Source organism: Paenibacillus agri (assembly GCF_013359945.1).
Classification (GTDB): Bacteria; Bacillota; Bacilli; order Paenibacillales; family Paenibacillaceae; genus Paenibacillus_AQ; species Paenibacillus_AQ agri.
Genome location: NZ_JABWCS010000181.1, coordinates 1 through 17,592 on the forward strand (window position 1 = coordinate 1; position 17,592 = coordinate 17,592).

Here is a 17,592-nt window from a genome sequence, read left to right on the forward strand (position 1 = left end):
AAATTGGTATTTAGAAAGAGCGATTGCTCATTTTGAAACATCTGACGAGAATTAAATTCTCATTTTTGAACTCACTTTCGTGAATTCGATACTCACTCGTTGTTCAGTTTTCAAAGATCAATGTTTTGCTTGTCCGTCGCTCAATGTCTCAGCAGCGACCTTTATAATATATCATGGCGACCGTTTTTCTGTCAAGCGTTTTTTTAATTTCTTTTTTTCGCTTCCTCTCCATCAAGTCATTCGAAAATGTCTTGCTTCAAGGGCCGAGAATTAATGTACCATATTATCCGGCACTGCGTCAACCCTTAAAACAAAGTTATTTTTAAACCCAATAGCATCAGTACTCCGGGCAGCCCTAAAACCGTTACTGCGCCTACAGTTGCCGGGTTAAGGGGAATATGCGCATCTGTTATAACGCCTGAGAAGTTCACTAAGTAAATACCCAGCGCTGCCAGGATTAAATGAGTGCCGAATAAACTTAACCAGCTGAAACCCAGTTTTTTGCGAAATGCAATCAGAAACAATAGAAGAACGGATATGCTCAATACTCCAATAGCCACTAATCTCAACAATGTCTCTCCTCCTTTATCAACTCTGTTCCATTTCTTTATAGTTGTTTCCAGTTAAGCCCCAGACTCTTGGCATGCTTTAGATGAATCTGATATTTGCGTTCCGCCGCTTCTAAGATATAAATAGCGTAATCTATCTGATCCTGGCCCAGCGCTTCATCGAACATCAGGTAGGCTCGTTCCCATTCCATTTGCGCCTTGCGAACTTCTATAAACGTGTTCCAACCTTCATCATACTCCCGTTCCTTCTCAGCGTTCCCCCGCCATGCACCCCACCAGCCCATGCTCAGCTCCCCTTCCGAATAAGTGTGAACAACAAGAACGCTACCGCTCATTCGTTCATTCTCATTCATATAGGGAACGGGACAAACTTAGAACTAAAAAACTACCACAAATCTATAACCTCTTATAACAGGACACCCCTGATTAGCTCTGAACGCAAAAAAAGAAGCCCCACAGCTTCCTTGGGACTTCTCCACATACTCTAAAGCACCTTACGATCTAAAACAGCTCACGACGGCCTTCCAAGGCCTTAGACAGTGTGACCTCGTCTGCATACTCCAGATCGCCACCTACAGGCAAGCCGTGGGCTATTCTAGTGATTTTAATATCAAAAGGGCGCGTTAGCCGCGAAATATACATAGCTGTCGCCTCCCCTTCAATATTGGGATTTGTCGCCATAATCAATTCCTTCACCCGCTCGTCGCCGAGTCTTACCAAAAGCTCCTTCAGACGGATATCATCCGGTCCAATACCTTCCATTGGCGAGATCGCTCCCTGGAGGACGTGGTAATAACCATTGAATTCCTTAGTACGCTCAATGGCAACTAAGTCCTTGGCGTCCTGAATCACGCAGATTACGGACGCATCACGCGTCTTGTCCTGACAGATCCGGCACGGGTCAGTATCGGTAATGTTACAGCACACCGAGCAATAGTGAAGATTGCGTTTGACGCTTACCAGCGCTTTAGCAAAATCAATGACTTCATCCTCTTTCATATTCAGCACATGAAACGCAAGACGAGCGGCCGTCTTCGGACCAACCCCCGGCAAGCGCGTAAAAGCATCGATCAGCTTAGCTAGCGGTTCGGGATAATGCAAAGTAATGTTTCTCCTTTAGGCTAAATGGAGTAATGGTCTAGAACAAACCAGGAATCTTCATTCCGCCAGTAAATTTACCCATATCGTTGTTTGCCAGATCTTCAGCTTGTGTCAACGCATCATTCACAGCAGTGATCACAAGATCCTGCAACATTTCCACATCATCCGGATCCACTGCTTCCGGTTTAATCTGAATGGACAGTAGTTTCTTGTGTCCGTTCACTTGTACGGTAACTACGCCACCACCAGATGATCCTTCAACAGTTTTGCTGCCAAGCTCTTCTTGAGCTTTGAGCATTTGCTCCTGCATTTTTTTAACTTGTTTCATCATTTGGTTCATATTGTTCATAATCGATCTCTCCTTTGGAATGCGCCATTTGGCGCTAATCTGCTGAAAGCATTACTCTTTTATGACAACAAGGTCTTCTCCAAAAAGCTGGATCGCCTCATCAATCCAAGGTTCTTGTTTTGCTGCTCCTGCCTCGTGTTCATGCTCCAGGCGCAATTCTTCCTTACCAGGCTGTTCGGCAGACTTCATAGAAGCCTCATTCCAATCGCGAAGCATGATGGTTACAAGACGGTACGGCTTGCCCAGACGGGCAGCCAGAACACCCTCAATCACCTGCCGGTTAGCAGGCTTCTCTGTAGTATCCCGGTGTATGGTGTTCTTGAAAGCAACCAGCACTGCGTCTTCCATAACCGATACAGGCTCGCCATCTACAAACCAGGCATGGACGGTGATTTTCTCTTCCTTCACACCTTGCAGTACTAGGCTCCACTGTTTATAAATAGACGCAAAGTCAGCACTGTCCTTACCGGCTATGAATTTATCCACCTGTGGCGGCATCTTGGAAGCCGTGCTGATCCGCGGAGCAGCACTAGGCACAGAGGCAGGTCTAGCCTGTGCACCCTCGCGCCCTCCGGAAATACCACCTGACTGCAAGGCCTGTTCCAACTTCTTCTCCAGTGCGGCGATCTGTTTCTTAAGCACGCCCAGCTCATCAGGGTCAGAAGCGGCAGCTCCTCCTGCAGCAGCTCCTTGGAAGGCGCCAGAAGAAATGACCGCATCAGCCGGAACCGAGGCACTTTCCTGCAAGCTACAAAGCTTCATTAGCGCTACTTCGAACAGTGTCTGTGGATGGGTAGCATATTTCATCTCACCCAGATAACGGTTAAGCGTCTCCACAATTCCGAACAGCTGCTCACGGCTGAAGGCGGTTGCCATATCCTTAAAATCCGCCGGGTTCAGGACACGGTCGGTTAAGTGATCGGCGTTCGGAACCATTTTAATCATAAGCAGGTCCCGGAAGTAATACAATAAATTTTCAAGGCATTTATCGGCACTTTTGCCCTCATGCATAAGCTGCTCAACAAGCTCCAGAAGAAGTCCCATATCGCCTTCCAGAATCGCTCTGGCCAGACGGGCGAACTGTTCCGAAGGTATTCCTCCAGTCATACCGAGCACTTGCTGGTAGGTAACCTGGCCCTCTGTGAAGGAAGATATCTGATCGAGAATACTAAGCGCATCACGCATCCCCCCATCAGAGAGACGTGCGATGTACTGCAGAGCGTCATCATCTGCGGAGATGCCTTCCTTCTCACAGATTTGCTTCAGATGACCCGTCTGCTCCTCTAATGATACCCGGCGGAAATCAAACCGCTGACAACGGGAAATAATCGTTGCCGGCAGCTTATGAGGCTCTGTCGTCGCCAGTATGAACATTACATGGGGCGGCGGCTCTTCCAGCGTCTTCAGCAGCGCATTGAACGCTTCTGTTGTCAGCATATGCACTTCATCAATAATATACACTTTACGACGCACTTCGGTAGGCGCGTACTTCACCTTATCCCGCAGGTCACGAATCTCTTCTACACCCCGGTTGGACGCCGCATCAATCTCCTGCACATCCATGACATTGCCAGCAGTAATCCGCAGGCAGGATGGACACTCGTTGCAAGGCTCCGGCCCCTGGCCGCGCTCACAGTTGACTGCCTTGGCGAGCACCTTGGCAGCACTGGTCTTACCAGTCCCCCGCGGACCGCTGAACAGATAGGCATGTGAGACCCTGTCTTCCCGTATAGCATTCTGCAGCGTTTGGATAATGTGCTGTTGTCCTACCATGTCCTGAAACGACTGCGGCCGCCAAGCACGGTACAGCGCGATATGTTCCACTATGCATTACCCTCTCTCAAGTGCCACTTTCCTGGCATTTGTCGCTAACTCATTATACTATATTCTCCAGACTTTGACCAAAAACAAAAAGCATCCTCGCTTATCGCAAAGATGCTGTCATTTATTCATATAAACCGTGCACCTGTTATTGATGGCTGCGATCCAAGCGGCAACCCTACTGACTGCTCGGGCTAGGCCACCCTCCGGCACAAGAGCAAACTTGCTTATGGCTGCTTCCTTCCGGACCTGACCAGGTTCACAAGCACTCATTGCGGAGGACCCAACCGTCAACACAGCCCATAGGGACCAAGGCCTCACATCGACAGCACCTCTAACAGGAATTCAACCTCGCTACAGCGGATTGCGAGTTACAGGGCACCGCTACCTCCCCGTCTAGCACGGCGAAGTTAAGTATATCCTACGCTCGGACAAAAATCAACCTCGGAGAATTAACAGCTCCCCATCACATGCTTTACAGGAATAATAACGCTCAATAATTGGGAGCAATGAAAAAACCCCCGGCATTAAGCCGGGGGCTAGATCTAATAATTATGCCGCAAACGGGCTAATTGAATTAGATACCGTATTTCTTCTTAAATCTATCAACGCGACCGCCGGCATCCAGGAACTTCTGCTTGCCAGTGAAGAACGGGTGGCAGTTGGAGCAAATTTCGACGCGCAGCTCTTGTTTAACAGAACCGGATTCGAAAGTGTTGCCACATGCGCAGGTTACCTTAGTAATGTTGTACTTTGGTTGAATTGCTTCTTGCATTTGAATTTCACCTCTCTTGCCCTAAGCCTCATGCGGACTCAGAGTTAATAGACACATGAGCATAGTTTAGCACGAAACATGCAAATGGGCAATATGTTTCAAATTTACATTTCCAATGCTAAACGTGTATCCGACCAGACTTGGCACGGGTCAAATTAGCAGGCGGCACATGGGTAAATGAGCCGATAACCACACCGGGAAGTTCTTCCCGGAAAATGTCCAACATCGTCTTCATACCGAGGATCTCCCCTTGAGCTGGAGGGATCAATTCCAGATAACTCTCCGGGTCAATATTCAGATTCCGCATCTGGATCAACTTGAGATCGGTGCGTCGCACGAATTCCACCATGGCTTCGATCTCTTCTTCACGATCGGTCACACCAGGGAAGATCAGATAGTTGATCGACGTGTACACGCCCTGGGATGCCGCATATTTCAGAGATTTCTCAACATTAGCTAAAGTATAACCCCGCGGCTTGTAGTAGGCATTGTAGTGATCATCCAACGCACTGATGGTGCTGACACGCATCAAATCAAGCCCAGCATCAACGATTCCGCGGATATGGTCGCTTAAGCCCGCATTCGTATTGATATTAATGTAACCCATGTCGGTAGTAGCACGCACTTCTCGCATAGCTTCGATAATAATCTTAGCTTGTGTCGACGGTTCCCCTTCACAACCTTGTCCAAAGCTAACAATGGACTCTGGTGTCTTCAGGTGCTCCAACATCACTTCTACCAGCTCATCTACACGCGGGCGGAAGTTCATCCGCGTCTGCGGAGAGACAAAGCCACTGTCATCCGGTTGCTCGGAAATACAGCCGAAGCAGCCTGCATTGCAAGAATAGGAGACAGGTACAGCGCCCTCCCAACGACCCAGGAAGGTGTTGGAGGAGGTTAAGCATTCATAACCAAGTGCACAATTGGACAAATGTCCAAAGAGACGGTTCTCTGGATACTTAGCCGTCAGATCGCCTACACCTTTCTTGACAAGATCCCGGTCACAATTTAGCGGGTTCCACTGTTCAGGATCATCTGTAAGCTCTGCGCCTACATAGAAGCGCCCGTCCTTCCACACCACTGCCGAATAACCGAACAGGGGCAGCTTGTAAGACTTATCTGTCTTGACATAGCCGGGAAGGCATAACCGTGTATAACCTTGCGGCATCAATGCCCCAACCGCTTGAGAACCTTCGGGCAGCGGCAGCATTTCACCGGTTGCCGGATTCATGCCCACTGCCCGTGTGTTAGGCAGACCAACCAGCGTAGCACCCTCAGGCAGTGGAATTAGCTCTTCCTCCAGCATTTCGACAATCATATCCCCGCTGCGGGCTAGCCCATACAGCTCGGGATGATCATATACGTTACCTTTCTCATCGGCATATACCAAATACATGTTAGTCTCCTCTTATTCTCGTTCTAGGTTGTGGATACGGTGGGTGCCTTCGAGCGGGTCGTGCGGCGTGCAGATGCTCCGCTGTTCGATGTACCGCCGCTGCTGGCCGTGCCACTGGCAGACTCTTTACCTGCAACATCAAATGATGCCAGGAACTCGGCATTCGTCTTGCTGTCACGCAGCTTTTTGAGGAAGCCTTCCACAAAATCATAGGACTCATTCATATTTTTACGGATAGCCCAAATGGTATCCAGTTCTTCCTTACTCAGCAATACCTCTTCACGGCGCGTACCTGAGCGACGAATATCGATCGCAGGGAAAATACGGCGTTCCGCAAGCTTACGATCCAGGTGCAGCTCCATATTACCTGTACCTTTAAACTCTTCATAAATGATGTCATCCATACGTGAACCTGTATCGATCAATGCTGTAGCCAGAATCGTCAGGCTGCCGCCTTCTTCCACATTACGCGCCGATCCGAAAAACCGTTTAGGGCGATGGAAAGCAGCAGGATCAATCCCTCCGCTCAGCGTCCGTCCAGATGGAGGTACAACAAGGTTGTATGCACGCGCCAGTCGCGTAATACTGTCCAGCAGAATAACAACATCTTTCTTGTGCTCGACCAAACGAAGCGCACGTTGAAGCACAAGCTCAGCTACTTTGATATGATTCTCCGGCAATTCGTCAAAAGTCGAGGCCACAACTTCACCCTTCACAGAGCGCTGCATATCGGTTACTTCCTCGGGACGTTCATCGATCAGAAGCACAAACAGTTCTATCTCAGGATTATTAGTGGAAATGCTGTTGGCAATTTCTTTTAGGAGGAGCGTCTTCCCTGCTTTAGGAGGCGCTACAATCAAACCGCGTTGCCCCAGACCTACAGGAGCGAGCAAATCCATTATTCGGGTAGATAAATGAGTAGGGGATGTTTCAAGCGGCAGCTTGTCTTGCGGATAAAGAGGTGTTAACGCCGGGAAATGCAGGCGTTCCGCTGCGCTGGCAGGGTTCTCGCCATTAACGGCATTGACCTGAAGCAATCCAAAATAACGTTCATTTTCTTTGGGGGTCCGACATTTCCCCGATACCAGGTCTCCGCTGCGAAGATCAAACTTGCGAATCTGGGAGGCTGAGATATAAATATCCTCCGCACTTGGCAAGTAGTTGATCGGCCTTAGGAATCCGTAGCCTTCCGGCAGAATCTCCAGTACACCTTCCATAAACATGAGCCCGCTTTGCTCCGCCTGCGCCCGAAGGATGGCAAAGATCAGCTCCCGTTTCTTCATCTGCCCGTAGTAAGGAATCTGGTATTTCTTGGCCAGCTTGTACAAGTCGGTCAGCTTCATTTCTTCCAGATCGGAAATTTGAAGATCCATGTAATAACCACCTATTCAATTTTTATAATGAGTCCGTGAATATAGCTCTATGTACACTGAACTATATCAACAAAAAATAAGAGTCCGGCAAAATCCTCATTAGAATAGGATTACCCGAATTGGAAGGAGATATGCAGTCTTCTTGCAAAATAAACTCCTTCCAGTTAGCGGGAAACCCTATAAATTCATTCTATTCGTTCTCGCGCCAAACGTCAGCCCCCAGATTACGGAGATTTGTCACCAAATGATCGTAGCCCCGATCAATATACTCCACGCCCGTTACTTCGGTGATGCCTTCCTCTACTGTAAGGCCGGCGATAACAAGTGCCGCACCAGCCCGCAGATCAGCCGCCTTGACCTTTGCTGCATTAAGCTTGCTGCCTTCCACAATTGCCGAACGACCCTCGACACGAATCTTGGCCCCCATACGGACCAGTTCCGGCACATGCTTGAAGCGATTGCTGTAAACAAAATCACTCAGCACACTAACACCTTCAGCCTGAGTCAACATACTGGTCATTGGGGACTGCAGATCGGTGGCAAAGCCCGGGTAAATCAGCGCTTTGACGTCTGCATGCTCATACTTGGCTCTGCCAATTACACGAATGCTCTCATCAAGCTCTTCAATATCTACGCCCATCTCCAGCAGCTTGGCGGTTAAAGCCTCAAGATGCTTAGGGATGACGTTATCTATAAGGACGTTGCCGCGCGTTGCCGCTGCAGCAATCATATATGTTCCAGCTTGAATCCGGTCAGGAATAATGGAGTGACGGCAGCCGTGCATTTCCGTAACGCCTTCGATCCGGATGGTTTCCGTACCGGCACCTTTAATAATGGCACCCATTGAATTAAGGAGTGTAGCTACATCTATAATCTCAGGCTCTTTAGCCGCATTTTCAATAATAGTAGAGCCTTTGGCTCTTGAAGCCGCCAACATGATATTAATCGTGGCCCCGACACTGGATACATCCAGATAAATCTTGGCCCCGCGTAATTCCTTGGCATACAGGTGGATAGAGCCATGTTCATTAGTCACTGTTGCGCCCAGCGCTTCAAATCCCTTGATGTGCTGGTCAATCGGACGGGGCTCAAAATTACAGCCACCAGGAAGCCCTATTGTCGCTTCCTTGAATCTTCCAAGAAGCGCTCCCATCATATAGTAAGACGCCCGCAATTTCTTGACAGGCCCATTAGGCATAGGGATGGACACAATACGGGAGGGGTCAATTCTCATTTGGTTGCCTGACCAGGATACACTTGCGCCAAGCTCTTCCAGTATTTCGGAGTAAACTGCAACATCGCTAAGGGACGGTAGATTATCCAGCACAACTTCAGATTCGGCTAAAATCGCCGCAGGAATAAGCGCAATCGCGCTGTTCTTGGCTCCGCTGATCGTAACAACACCTTGCAGCGGACGTCCACCGCCAATCATTAATTTTTCCATAAATTAACAGGTTCCCCCTACGTGTATTGCGGTTGGTCGACAATACGTGCTGTGGCTTTTCTAATGATAAAGGTGATGAAAATGGAAAGACACCGGCTATGCGGTGTACTCTCCACATCATCATATTCAACTGAAAAGGACAGTATAACCTGTCCGATATGCTTATTCAAAACTTGATGGACTGCTGTCCTTCAAAACTTAAGAAAACAGATCTTACGCTTTGTTGTTGGAACCGAACTCACGGATTTTACCGATAACGGTTTGTTTGATAGCATCGCGGCCTGGTACGATGAATGTACGTGGGTCGTAAGCATCAGGTTTAGCAGCCAAAACTTCGCGAACTACTTTAGCAAATGCGATTTGGTTCTCAGTGTTCACGTTGATCTTGGAAGTACCCAGGGAGATCGCTTTGTCGATGTCATGTACAGGGATACCAGTACCGCCATGCAGAACGAGTGGCAATTTAACAGCGTCGCGGATTTCTTCCATTTCTTTGAATCCGAGGTTAGGCTCGCCATGGTAAGGACCGTGTACGGAACCAAGTGCCGGAGCCAAAGTGTCGATGCCGGTTTCTTTAACAATGCGTACGCACTCGTTAAGATCAGCATATTGAATACCGCCGATAACGTCGTCTTCTTGTCCGCCTACAGTACCTACTTCAGCTTCTACAGAAACACCTTTAGCGTGAGCATAGTCAACGACTTTCTTAGTCATTTCAATGTTCTCGTCGATTGGGTGGTGGGATCCGTCGATCATTACGGAAGTAAAGCCAGCATCGATGGCTTCTTTACATTTATCAAAGCTGGAACCGTGGTCCAGGTGGATCGCTACAGGAACAGTGATTTTCAGGTCGTGGATAAGTCCTTCCACCATCTTAACAACAGTGGTGAAACCGCCCATGTGACGGGCTGCGCCTTCGGATACACCAAGAATTACCGGAGATTTCTCTTCTTCGGCTGCACCCAAAATAGCTTGAGTCCATTCAAGGTTATTGATGTTGTACTGACCTACTGCGTACTTTCCTTCAAGTGCTTTGTTCAACATGTCTGTCATTGATACTAATGGCATGGTTCATCCTCCTAAAGATGTTTTTCGCTATAATTTATAGAACCGTTTATCACATACAGGCTTATTATAGCACATCCAGTGTCAAATACTAAATAGCACTAACAAAAAAATGTCCCGGTGGGACGATATTTATCCACCCCTGTTGTTATCTGCCCTTTTCCAAGTTTTCCCCTCCGAAAAAAGGATTCTGCCATTTAGCAGAATCCTTACTTCAGCTGCACTGATCGACCGATTTATTGCGAAGATGCATATTTACCGCCACACGCATCTCGTCAATGTCAAAAGGTTTGGTAAAGTGCATAAGCGCGCCCAATTTCGTTGCTTCTTTAATCATGTCCAGCTCTCCGTAGGCTGTCATCATGATCACCTTGATCTCCGGATTAATCTCCTTCAGATGCTTGAGAATTTCAAGCCCATCCATTCCCGGGATTTTCATATCGAGCAAGACCAAGTCTGGGGATTCGGTACGAACAATTTCCAGTGCAAGTTTACCGTTAGCCGCCTGAAATGTGGTGTAACCCTCGCTGTTGAACACTTCCATGAGAAGAATCCTGATCCCGTTCTGATCGTCGACAATTAACACTTTATTTTTCTCCATTATCAATACCCTCCCAGAATTTAAGGCAGATTGACCATACCGCGCTCTCCACAGCTAACGGCCCCTTTGTAACTTAGTCCATACGAAACCTATAATTCGTGGTGTAGATTCAAAATCCTGCTAATTGGATAAAATGCGTAAATGTATGCCATAAAATGTATCGTCCGTATCGACTTTTCTTGATAGAAAATGTTAAAAATATCAAAATCACAACTTACATTTAAAATTGAAATTGTACTTGAGCCGGATAGGACCTAGCATAAGAAAAAGAGCCTCCAAATGGAGGCTCTTGCGAACACCTTGATGGTGCTATATATACTATTTATTGAGCACTGTAGTGAGTAAGTGAAGCTTTGACGAACTCGCGGAACAGTGGTTGCGGACGGTTCGGACGGGAAATGAACTCCGGATGGAATTGTACCGAAAGGAACCAAGGATGACCCGGAAGCTCCACGATTTCTACCAGACGTCCGTCTGGGGATGTACCAGAGATCACCAGACCCGCTTTTTCGATCTCATCACGGTAAGCATTGTTGAACTCATACCGGTGACGGTGACGTTCGTACACAAGCTCATCATCGTAGCAAGACATCGCCAGGGAACCCGGCAAAAGCTTACAAGGATAAAGACCAAGACGCATTGTACCGCCCATATCTTCGATATCTTTCTGTTCAGGAAGCAGATCAATCAGAGGATGATTCGTAGACGGATCAATCTCTGAGCTGTTCGCTCCTTCCAGACCCAATACGGAACGTCCGTATTCAATGACGGACACCTGCATACCCAAGCAGATTCCGAAGAACGGAATTTGTTTTTCCCGTGCATAGCGGATAGCAGAGATTTTACCTTCAATACCACGATCGCCGAAGCCGCCTGGAACGAGAATGCCGCCTACACCGCGCAACTGCTCGTCCACGTTCTCATCGGTAACCAGTTCCGCATCTACCCAGCGAAGCTTAACTTCTGCGTTGGATGCAAAGCCCGCATGCGAAAGGGATTCAACCACACTCAAATAAGCATCGTGCAGAGCAACGTACTTGCCGACAATGGCAATTTCAACGGTATGCTCCAGCTTGTTGATCCGGTCAAGCATGCTTTCCCATTCCCGCATATCCGGAGCAGGCGTAGTCAGCTTCAAATGGTTAACTACGATCTCGTCCAATCCCTCGTCACGCAAATTAAGCGGAACTTCATACAGCGTGGAGGCATCGCGGCATTCCACTACGGCATTAGCGTCGATATCACAGAACAGGGCAATCTTCGCCTTCATGTCCGAAGACAGCTCATGCTCCGTACGGCATACAATCACATTCGGCTGAATTCCGATACTGCGCAGCTCTTTTACACTATGCTGGGTCGGCTTGGTCTTCACTTCCCCTGCTGCCTTGATATAAGGAATCAGGGTAACGTGAATGTACATTACGTTCTCGCGGCCGATATCGCTCTTGATCTGACGAATCGCTTCAAGGAACGGAAGGCTCTCGATATCGCCCACTGTACCGCCGATCTCTGTGATTACGACATCCGAACCAGCTTCACGGCCTGCACGGAAGACACGCTCCTTGATTTCGTTCGTAATATGCGGAATAACTTGAACAGTTCCGCCCAGGTACTCACCACGGCGCTCCTTGCTGATTACCGATGAGTACACTTTACCTGTCGTTACATTGCTGTTCTTGGACAGGTTAATGTCAATAAACCGTTCATAGTGTCCAAGGTCAAGGTCCGTTTCCGCGCCATCGTCTGTCACGAATACTTCACCGTGCTGATAAGGACTCATTGTTCCAGGGTCCACATTAAGATACGGATCAAATTTCTGAATCGTCACCTTTAGACCTCTGTTCTTAAGCAGCCTACCCAGCGAAGCAGCGGTAATGCCTTTGCCAAGGGAAGACACAACCCCACCCGTTACAAAAATATACTTTGTCACTGTAAAACCCTCCTAAATAAAGTCCAGAAATTCAGGCGACGCATGATGTTTATCGTAACCCGTTTTTCTATCGTCAAACGGGGGAAATCAAAAGTTACTTTAGCCGGCACAAAAGACCCTCTTCCGCCCCTTTAAAATCGCGGAAATTCCGGCTCCTTGGCATCTAAAAAAACAAAAAAGTGACACCCGTAGCACCGGGGCACTTTTTATTTTAGAAAACACATATTAACTTTCATCATAAGCCCATGCAATAGTTTACTCTGACGGTTCTCCACTGTCAAGGGCAGAATTATGCTACCTCAAAGAACGGGATTAATATTTATCTTCCTCGTCTTCATCGTCCAAATCTTCTTCACTTTCCGCGTCGGAGTCTTCATCGTCCACGTCATCTTCGTCGATGTCTTCTTCGTCAATAACCACATCGTCGTCAACTTCTTCTTCGCTGTCGTCGTCGGAATAGAGGTCGTCGCGATCGTCGTCGATAGCGTCGAAATCCTCTTCTTCGGATGCGTAGTTATCATCTTCCTCGGTGAAATCATCGTCTTCCAAATCGTCATCCTCGTCGTTGATAATACGTGGACGTTTGGAATTACCGACTGGATCATCGGAGCGCTCCAGCGGATACCAGCGTTTCAACCCCCACAGGTTCGTTCCTACACAGGCAAAACGTCCGTCGATGTTAATCTCAGTATATAACTGGGCAATAGTATCGTTGGTTTGTTCTTCGGTCATCCCGCGCAGCTTGGCCACCTCGACCATCAGGTCACGGTAATAAAACGGCGTATTAGCCGCCTTCAGCACTAGGAAAGCCAGGTCCACCATAGGCATTTCTTTTACTTTCTCGGGGTCCAGCTTTAAATTGAGTGGCGTACTCATTAAAGGACACTTCCTCTCACGCATTGTTCACTATTCACGGCTTTAATTCAATAATATCCAGTAACAAACCTAAGTAAAACCTATTTAGCAACAAAATGCAAGTCAAAAGGGGCAAGCTTTGGACGCAAAAAAACCGCCGGCATTTTCCGACAAGGAAACGTTTTTTTCGCAGGTAACGATCCATATGTACTTTTATGAATGACTACGCCGGTTATACAGGTGGAAGGCCTCTCTAAAAAAGGCGGAGGAAACTCCTCCGCGCATGACTGTATCCACGCCAAGGAATGGCTCCTTACGGGATGTTGCAAAGAGAGTGTTAAATCTCTTCTGTTTATTTTATGTGAAGCGCCGTCTTTTGACACGATGGGCAGCCCATTTCCTTAAAAAAGGGCAAGTTCCCATTCGGCTACCCTCCTCCGCTCATACAATATTTCAGTACGGCACCGAGGAGGGGACGGCAAAACACATGGACTATTACGGATTTTGGCAGATACTGCTTGATGAGATATCGGCTGCCCCCAAGAATGACGAACGGCGTATTGTTACCTTTTATGATGCCCGCCATTACGCCGGAGCCTTATCCCAGTGGAAGACCCTACGTACGAAAAAAACGAGACTGCGGCAGGTGCAGGTCTCTCCGCTGATCCGCGCTTTTTTTGTGCCTGCCGCAAGCGCGGCAAAGCTGGTGCATAAATTTTCAGACACGCTGAGCGTGGAAGACGATTACCGCATACAGCTCCATGCGCTGCCCAGTGAGAAAACCGGGACCGCCGTGATGCCCTGGGGAGTGAAAGCGATTCATGCCCCCCAGGCCTGGTCGAAGTCAACCGGTGTGCAAGTCAAGGTAGGTGTTATTGATACAGGTGCCGACTACCGTCACCCTGATCTGCGCCATTCGCTAGCTACAGGCGTCAATCTGCTGCGGCGGGGAATGCTGCCACTGGATGACAATGGCCACGGCACCCATATCGCCGGTACACTGGCCGCCGCTGGCGGCACACGCGGCATGATGGGAGTTGCACCAAGAGCCATTCTCTATCCCGTCAAAGCTTTTGACCACAACGGCTCTGCTTATGTGTCCGACATTGTGCTGGGGATTGACTGGTGCGTCCAGAACCGGATCGACATCATTAATATGAGCTTCGGCATGAAGACGCGAAGCAAGGCGCTTCATAATGTTGTCATGAAAGCCTACCGCGCTGGCATTGCCATTGTCGCTTCCTCCGGCAATGATGGCAAACGCGGCGGGGATTATCCGGCGCGCTATCCGGAGACTATCGCCGTAGGCGCCATAGATAAGAAGCGCCGGGTCGCCAGCTTCAGCAACCGCGGGTCATACATCGATGTATACGGACCCGGCGAAAGTGTGCCCTCCTGCTGGCTGAAGGAGGGCTACAAGGAAATGAGCGGCACATCCATGGCGACGTCGCATGTGACGGGAGCCGCTGCCCTGCTGCTCGCTCTCCGGCCAGGGCTCACCCCCCGGGAGCTGAAGCTCCTGCTGCGCCGCACCGCTTGCCCGGTGCGGCTGCGTAAAGGGCAGCGCAGAGCCTCCCTTGGCGGCGGCGCTGCCGATGCCCTTCGCCTGCTACGCGCAGGCATCAGGGCCAAGCGGGGCCCATCCGCGAATGCCGCCAGCCGGCGCGCGGATTGACAAGAGCCAGTGGCGCAGAGCCACTGGCTCAAAACGGCCGCCATCCTGTAACCAAGGATGGCGGCCGCCCTGCAACGCACATGAAGCTAACCATGTGCACTTCTCTTCTTTGTGAAGACACAAGCACACCGCCTCCTAAAGTCACCGGAGGCGGTGTGCTGACCATCCCTTGCCCCGGTCAGACGGGGGCTTGAGGATGGATGAATTACATGCGGTCCGGAGCGGATACCGCTAGAAGACGCAATACATTGGCAATAGTAGTACGCGTTGCTCCAAGCAGAGCAAGACGGGCCAATGTTTGGGCCGGATCTTCGGTAATGACGCGCTCAGCCTTGTAATAGCTGTGGAAGAGTGCCGCCAGATCATAGACATAACGCACCAGGCGATGCGGCGCGTAAGCATCGGCTGCAGAAGCAATCTCAGCCGGCAGCTCACCAATTTTGCGTAGCAAGTCATATTCGTGAGGGGCACTTAGCTTGCTGAAATCAAGTTCGGCATAATCCGGCAGTGCGATTCCTTGTTCCTCAGCTTGACGGAAGATGCTGCAAATCCGCGCATGAGCATACTGTACATAGAATACCGGGTTCTCGTTGGACGTAGAGATCGCCAGGTCCATATCGAAGTCCAGATGAGAGTCCATGCTGCGCATGGTGAAGAAATAACGGATGGCGTCGATGCCAACCTCTTCCATCAAATCCTCCATCGTTACCGCTTTACCAGTACGCTTGGACATTTTCACTTTCTCGCCGTTCTGAAACAAGCTGACCATTTGGGCAATCAGGACCACCAATTTCCCCGGGTCATTGCCGAGTGCCGACATCGCTGCCTTCATCCGCGGAATATAACCGTGGTGATCGGCACCCCAGATGTTGATCATTTTGTCATAGCCGCGGCCGTATTTATCGTTATGGTAGGCAATATCCGGTGTCAGATACGTATAGGTACCATCGTTCTTGATCAGCACGCGGTCCTTGTCGTCGCCATACTTGGTCGTCTGCAGCCAGGTTGCGCCTTCCTCTTCGTATACCTCTCCACGCTCACGCAGATCGTCCAGCGAACGCAAGACTGCTCCATTCTCATAGAGAGAGGTCTCGCTAAACCAGATATCAAATGGAACGCGGAAACGTCCCAGATCGCGTTTGATTTTATCCAATTCCTTATTCAAGCCATAGGTACGGAAGAATGCCGCACGGTCCCCCGGCGTCAGCTCCAGCAGAGAATCTCCCTTCTCAGCCACAAGTTCCTTGGCAAATCCCTTGATATCTTCACCATGATAACCATCCTCCGGCATTTCTGCCGGTTGTCCCAGCTCCTGCAGGTAGCGGGTCTCGATAGATTTGCACAGATTGGCAACCTGATTTCCGGCATCATTAATATAGTACTCACGGGTCACCTGATAACCGGCATAATCCAGCACGTTACAGAGTGCATCGCCGACAGCTGCGCCGCGGGCATGTCCCAAGTGTAGACTTCCCGTAGGGTTCGCGCTGACGAACTCAACCTCTACCTTTTGACCCTGTCCTAAGTCAATGCGGCCGTAGTTGTCTCCCTGTGCGGCAACCTGGGTGATGACATCATAAAGATAGTGCTTAGACAATGTAAAGTTAATGAAGCCCGGTCCGGCAATCTCTGCCTTCTCAATGGAAGCGCTGCTCTTGTCCAAGTGTTCTAGAATGGCCTCAGCAATCTGGCGCGGGTTGCGCTTAGCAATCTTGGTGAGCTGCATAGCGGCATTGGTCGCCAGATCACCGTGCTCCTTGTCTCTTGGCACTTCCAGCACGATGGCTGGAAGGTCTTCACGTGCAACCAGCCCTGCAGCAACAACTGCATCGGCAATGGCTTCTTTTACCCGTTCATTAATAAGTTCGAGCGGATTTTGACTCTGTGTCATGATTTTGGTTCCTCCTGTATATGCAAACTGAGTACGAACTGCCCTGACAACTCCTCGTATACGTATAAATCATACTCCCACGTTACGTTCAGAGAGCGCCCGTCTCGGGAAATCTCCAGCTTCCGGGTCTCCGTGGACAGATTAAAGTTCGTATAGGGAGAGCGGTAAAAGCCCGGCAAACGCTGTCCCTCTTGGAAGCTCTGCTCGGATTCAACCGCGCCATGGCGGATCAGCTTCAGTTCGCTGCCTGCAATCTTTATCATTGTACGAACGGCTATCTCCTCACCCTGAGGGCCCTGCCCGGGCTCTACATATCGGATGAACAGCTGCTGTCCCTTCGCTATAACTTCTCCGGTGGTATTCAGTACAGTACGCTCACCTTCATGCTGGCTTACGAGTGTAACTGAAACGCCGTATTTGTGATTCTGAATTTCCGGCACCTGCATTCCTCCATTCTGCAAGCCTCTGCAGACCAAAGGCGAATTCGCTTTCCCATTGTACTACTATATCCAGTTCAAGGGTGCAATTCAATTCCTTATTCGAGGAAGATTCCACGGAAGCTAATTTTACCATAGCGACACAAAAAAGACACTTGCCTTGCTATTACAAAGATGATGATTCATTGCTTCATATTTTTCTCTTCTATAAATGCTCCTTAAACAACCGAAAGACGCTCACTTACTAAACAATGGACGCCAAGCACAAAAAGAGGCTTTCCCCAGCCATATAATAGGACTGGAGCAGCCT

17 protein-coding genes and 1 other RNA gene are annotated in these 17,592 nt (G+C 49.2%); 2 read left to right on the forward strand and 16 right to left on the reverse strand.

From position 1 onward, the window contains the following. Positions 1–305: 305 nt before the first annotated feature. From HPT30_RS02285 to rpoE, 14 genes are all read right to left on the reverse strand, one after another. Positions 306–572, reverse strand: coding sequence for a pro-sigmaK processing inhibitor BofA family protein (locus HPT30_RS02285; protein WP_376766984.1), 267 nt, complete (start codon positions 570–572; stop codon positions 306–308). A gap of 35 nt (positions 573–607) precedes the next feature. Beyond that, positions 608–904: a DUF2508 family protein gene (locus tag HPT30_RS02290; protein ID WP_246316889.1), complete on the reverse strand. Its 297-nt coding sequence runs from the start codon at positions 902–904 to the stop codon at positions 608–610. Between the two features lie 166 nt (positions 905–1,070). After that, positions 1,071–1,670 (reverse strand): recombination mediator RecR, encoded by a 600-nt coding sequence (recR, locus tag HPT30_RS02295; RefSeq protein ID WP_175369898.1) that lies wholly within the window; start codon positions 1,668–1,670, stop codon positions 1,071–1,073. 37 nt (positions 1,671–1,707) lie between these two features. Continuing rightward, entirely contained in the window at positions 1,708–2,019 is a 312-nt protein-coding gene (locus HPT30_RS02300; RefSeq protein ID WP_175369899.1) for a YbaB/EbfC family nucleoid-associated protein, read from the reverse strand. A 51-nt stretch (positions 2,020–2,070) separates the two neighbouring features. After that, positions 2,071–3,843, reverse strand: coding sequence for a DNA polymerase III subunit gamma/tau (gene dnaX, locus HPT30_RS02305; RefSeq protein ID WP_175369900.1), 1,773 nt, complete (start codon positions 3,841–3,843; stop codon positions 2,071–2,073). A 134-nt stretch (positions 3,844–3,977) separates the two neighbouring features. After that, positions 3,978–4,245, reverse strand: an RNA gene (gene ffs / locus HPT30_RS02310) — signal recognition particle sRNA large type. A gap of 172 nt (positions 4,246–4,417) precedes the next feature. Further along, a complete protein-coding gene (rpmE, locus tag HPT30_RS02315; RefSeq protein WP_066368182.1) occupies positions 4,418–4,615 on the reverse strand; it encodes a 50S ribosomal protein L31 in 198 nt (65 codons plus the stop codon). A gap of 118 nt (positions 4,616–4,733) precedes the next feature. Continuing rightward, positions 4,734–6,011 carry a radical SAM family protein gene (locus HPT30_RS02320; protein WP_175369901.1) on the reverse strand — a complete coding sequence of 426 codons (1,278 nt, stop codon included), beginning with the start codon at positions 6,009–6,011 and terminating at the stop codon, positions 4,734–4,736. 23 nt (positions 6,012–6,034) lie between these two features. Further along, positions 6,035–7,384, reverse strand: a complete 1,350-nt coding sequence (gene rho, locus HPT30_RS02325) for a transcription termination factor Rho (RefSeq protein WP_175369902.1) — start codon at positions 7,382–7,384, stop codon at positions 6,035–6,037. A 190-nt stretch (positions 7,385–7,574) separates the two neighbouring features. Continuing rightward, a complete protein-coding gene (gene murA / locus HPT30_RS02330; protein ID WP_175369903.1) occupies positions 7,575–8,828 on the reverse strand; it encodes a UDP-N-acetylglucosamine 1-carboxyvinyltransferase in 1,254 nt (417 codons plus the stop codon). 213 nt (positions 8,829–9,041) lie between these two features. Then, entirely contained in the window at positions 9,042–9,896 is an 855-nt protein-coding gene (fba, locus tag HPT30_RS02335) for a class II fructose-1,6-bisphosphate aldolase (protein ID WP_175369904.1), read from the reverse strand. Positions 9,897–10,107: 211 nt separating this feature from the next. Beyond that, complete coding sequence (locus tag HPT30_RS02340) at positions 10,108–10,494, reverse strand: response regulator (RefSeq protein ID WP_066368165.1); 387 nt, start codon at positions 10,492–10,494, stop codon at positions 10,108–10,110. Between the two features lie 322 nt (positions 10,495–10,816). Continuing rightward, on the reverse strand, positions 10,817–12,424 hold the full coding sequence (gene pyrG, locus HPT30_RS02345; RefSeq protein WP_175369905.1) for a CTP synthase: 1,608 nt from the start codon (positions 12,422–12,424) through the stop codon (positions 10,817–10,819). A 312-nt stretch (positions 12,425–12,736) separates the two neighbouring features. Beyond that, complete coding sequence (gene rpoE / locus HPT30_RS02350; protein WP_175369906.1) at positions 12,737–13,300, reverse strand: DNA-directed RNA polymerase subunit delta; 564 nt, start codon at positions 13,298–13,300, stop codon at positions 12,737–12,739. Between the two features lie 466 nt (positions 13,301–13,766). On the opposite strand from rpoE, the gene HPT30_RS02355 reads away from it, so the two are divergent. Both HPT30_RS02355 and HPT30_RS02360 read left to right on the forward strand, forming a co-directional pair. Further along, on the forward strand, positions 13,767–14,954 hold the full coding sequence (locus tag HPT30_RS02355) for a S8 family peptidase (RefSeq protein ID WP_175369907.1): 1,188 nt from the start codon (positions 13,767–13,769) through the stop codon (positions 14,952–14,954). Then, positions 14,951–15,148: a hypothetical protein gene (locus HPT30_RS02360; protein ID WP_175369908.1), complete on the forward strand. Its 198-nt coding sequence runs from the start codon at positions 14,951–14,953 to the stop codon at positions 15,146–15,148. Before HPT30_RS02355 ends, HPT30_RS02360 begins: the two co-directional genes overlap by 4 nt. Positions 15,149–15,159: 11 nt before the next feature. Here HPT30_RS02360 and argS read toward each other — a convergent pair whose 3' ends face one another. After that, positions 15,160–16,845 (reverse strand): arginine--tRNA ligase, encoded by a 1,686-nt coding sequence (gene argS, locus HPT30_RS02365; protein WP_175369909.1) that lies wholly within the window; start codon positions 16,843–16,845, stop codon positions 15,160–15,162. Next, a complete protein-coding gene (locus tag HPT30_RS02370) occupies positions 16,842–17,285 on the reverse strand; it encodes a YwiB family protein (RefSeq protein ID WP_312876280.1) in 444 nt (147 codons plus the stop codon). The genes argS and HPT30_RS02370 overlap by 4 nt, the downstream gene beginning before the upstream one ends. Between the last annotated feature and the right edge of the window lie 307 nt (positions 17,286–17,592).

Bases quoted from the DNA above. Each gene is read 5' to 3' on its own strand.
- rho (WP_175369902.1), bottom strand. From the start codon at position 7,384: ATGGATCTTCAAATTTCCGATCTGGAAGAAATGAAGCTGACCGACTTG.
- murA (WP_175369903.1), bottom strand. From the start codon at position 8,828: ATGGAAAAATTAATGATTGGCGGTGGACGTCCGCTGCAAGGTGTTGTT.
- HPT30_RS02300 (WP_175369899.1), bottom strand. From the start codon at position 2,019: ATGAACAATATGAACCAAATGATGAAACAAGTTAAAAAAATGCAGGAG.
- HPT30_RS02290 (WP_246316889.1), bottom strand. From the start codon at position 904: ATGAGCGGTAGCGTTCTTGTTGTTCACACTTATTCGGAAGGGGAGCTG.
- rpmE (WP_066368182.1), bottom strand. From the start codon at position 4,615: ATGCAAGAAGCAATTCAACCAAAGTACAACATTACTAAGGTAACCTGC.
- rpoE (WP_175369906.1), bottom strand. From the start codon at position 13,300: ATGAGTACGCCACTCAATTTAAAGCTGGACCCCGAGAAAGTAAAAGAA.
- HPT30_RS02355 (WP_175369907.1), top strand. From the start codon at position 13,767: ATGGACTATTACGGATTTTGGCAGATACTGCTTGATGAGATATCGGCT.
- argS (WP_175369909.1), bottom strand. From the start codon at position 16,845: ATGACACAGAGTCAAAATCCGCTCGAACTTATTAATGAACGGGTAAAA.
- HPT30_RS02340 (WP_066368165.1), bottom strand. From the start codon at position 10,494: ATGGAGAAAAATAAAGTGTTAATTGTCGACGATCAGAACGGGATCAGG.
- fba (WP_175369904.1), bottom strand. From the start codon at position 9,896: ATGCCATTAGTATCAATGACAGACATGTTGAACAAAGCACTTGAAGGA.
- HPT30_RS02320 (WP_175369901.1), bottom strand. From the start codon at position 6,011: ATGTATTTGGTATATGCCGATGAGAAAGGTAACGTATATGATCATCCC.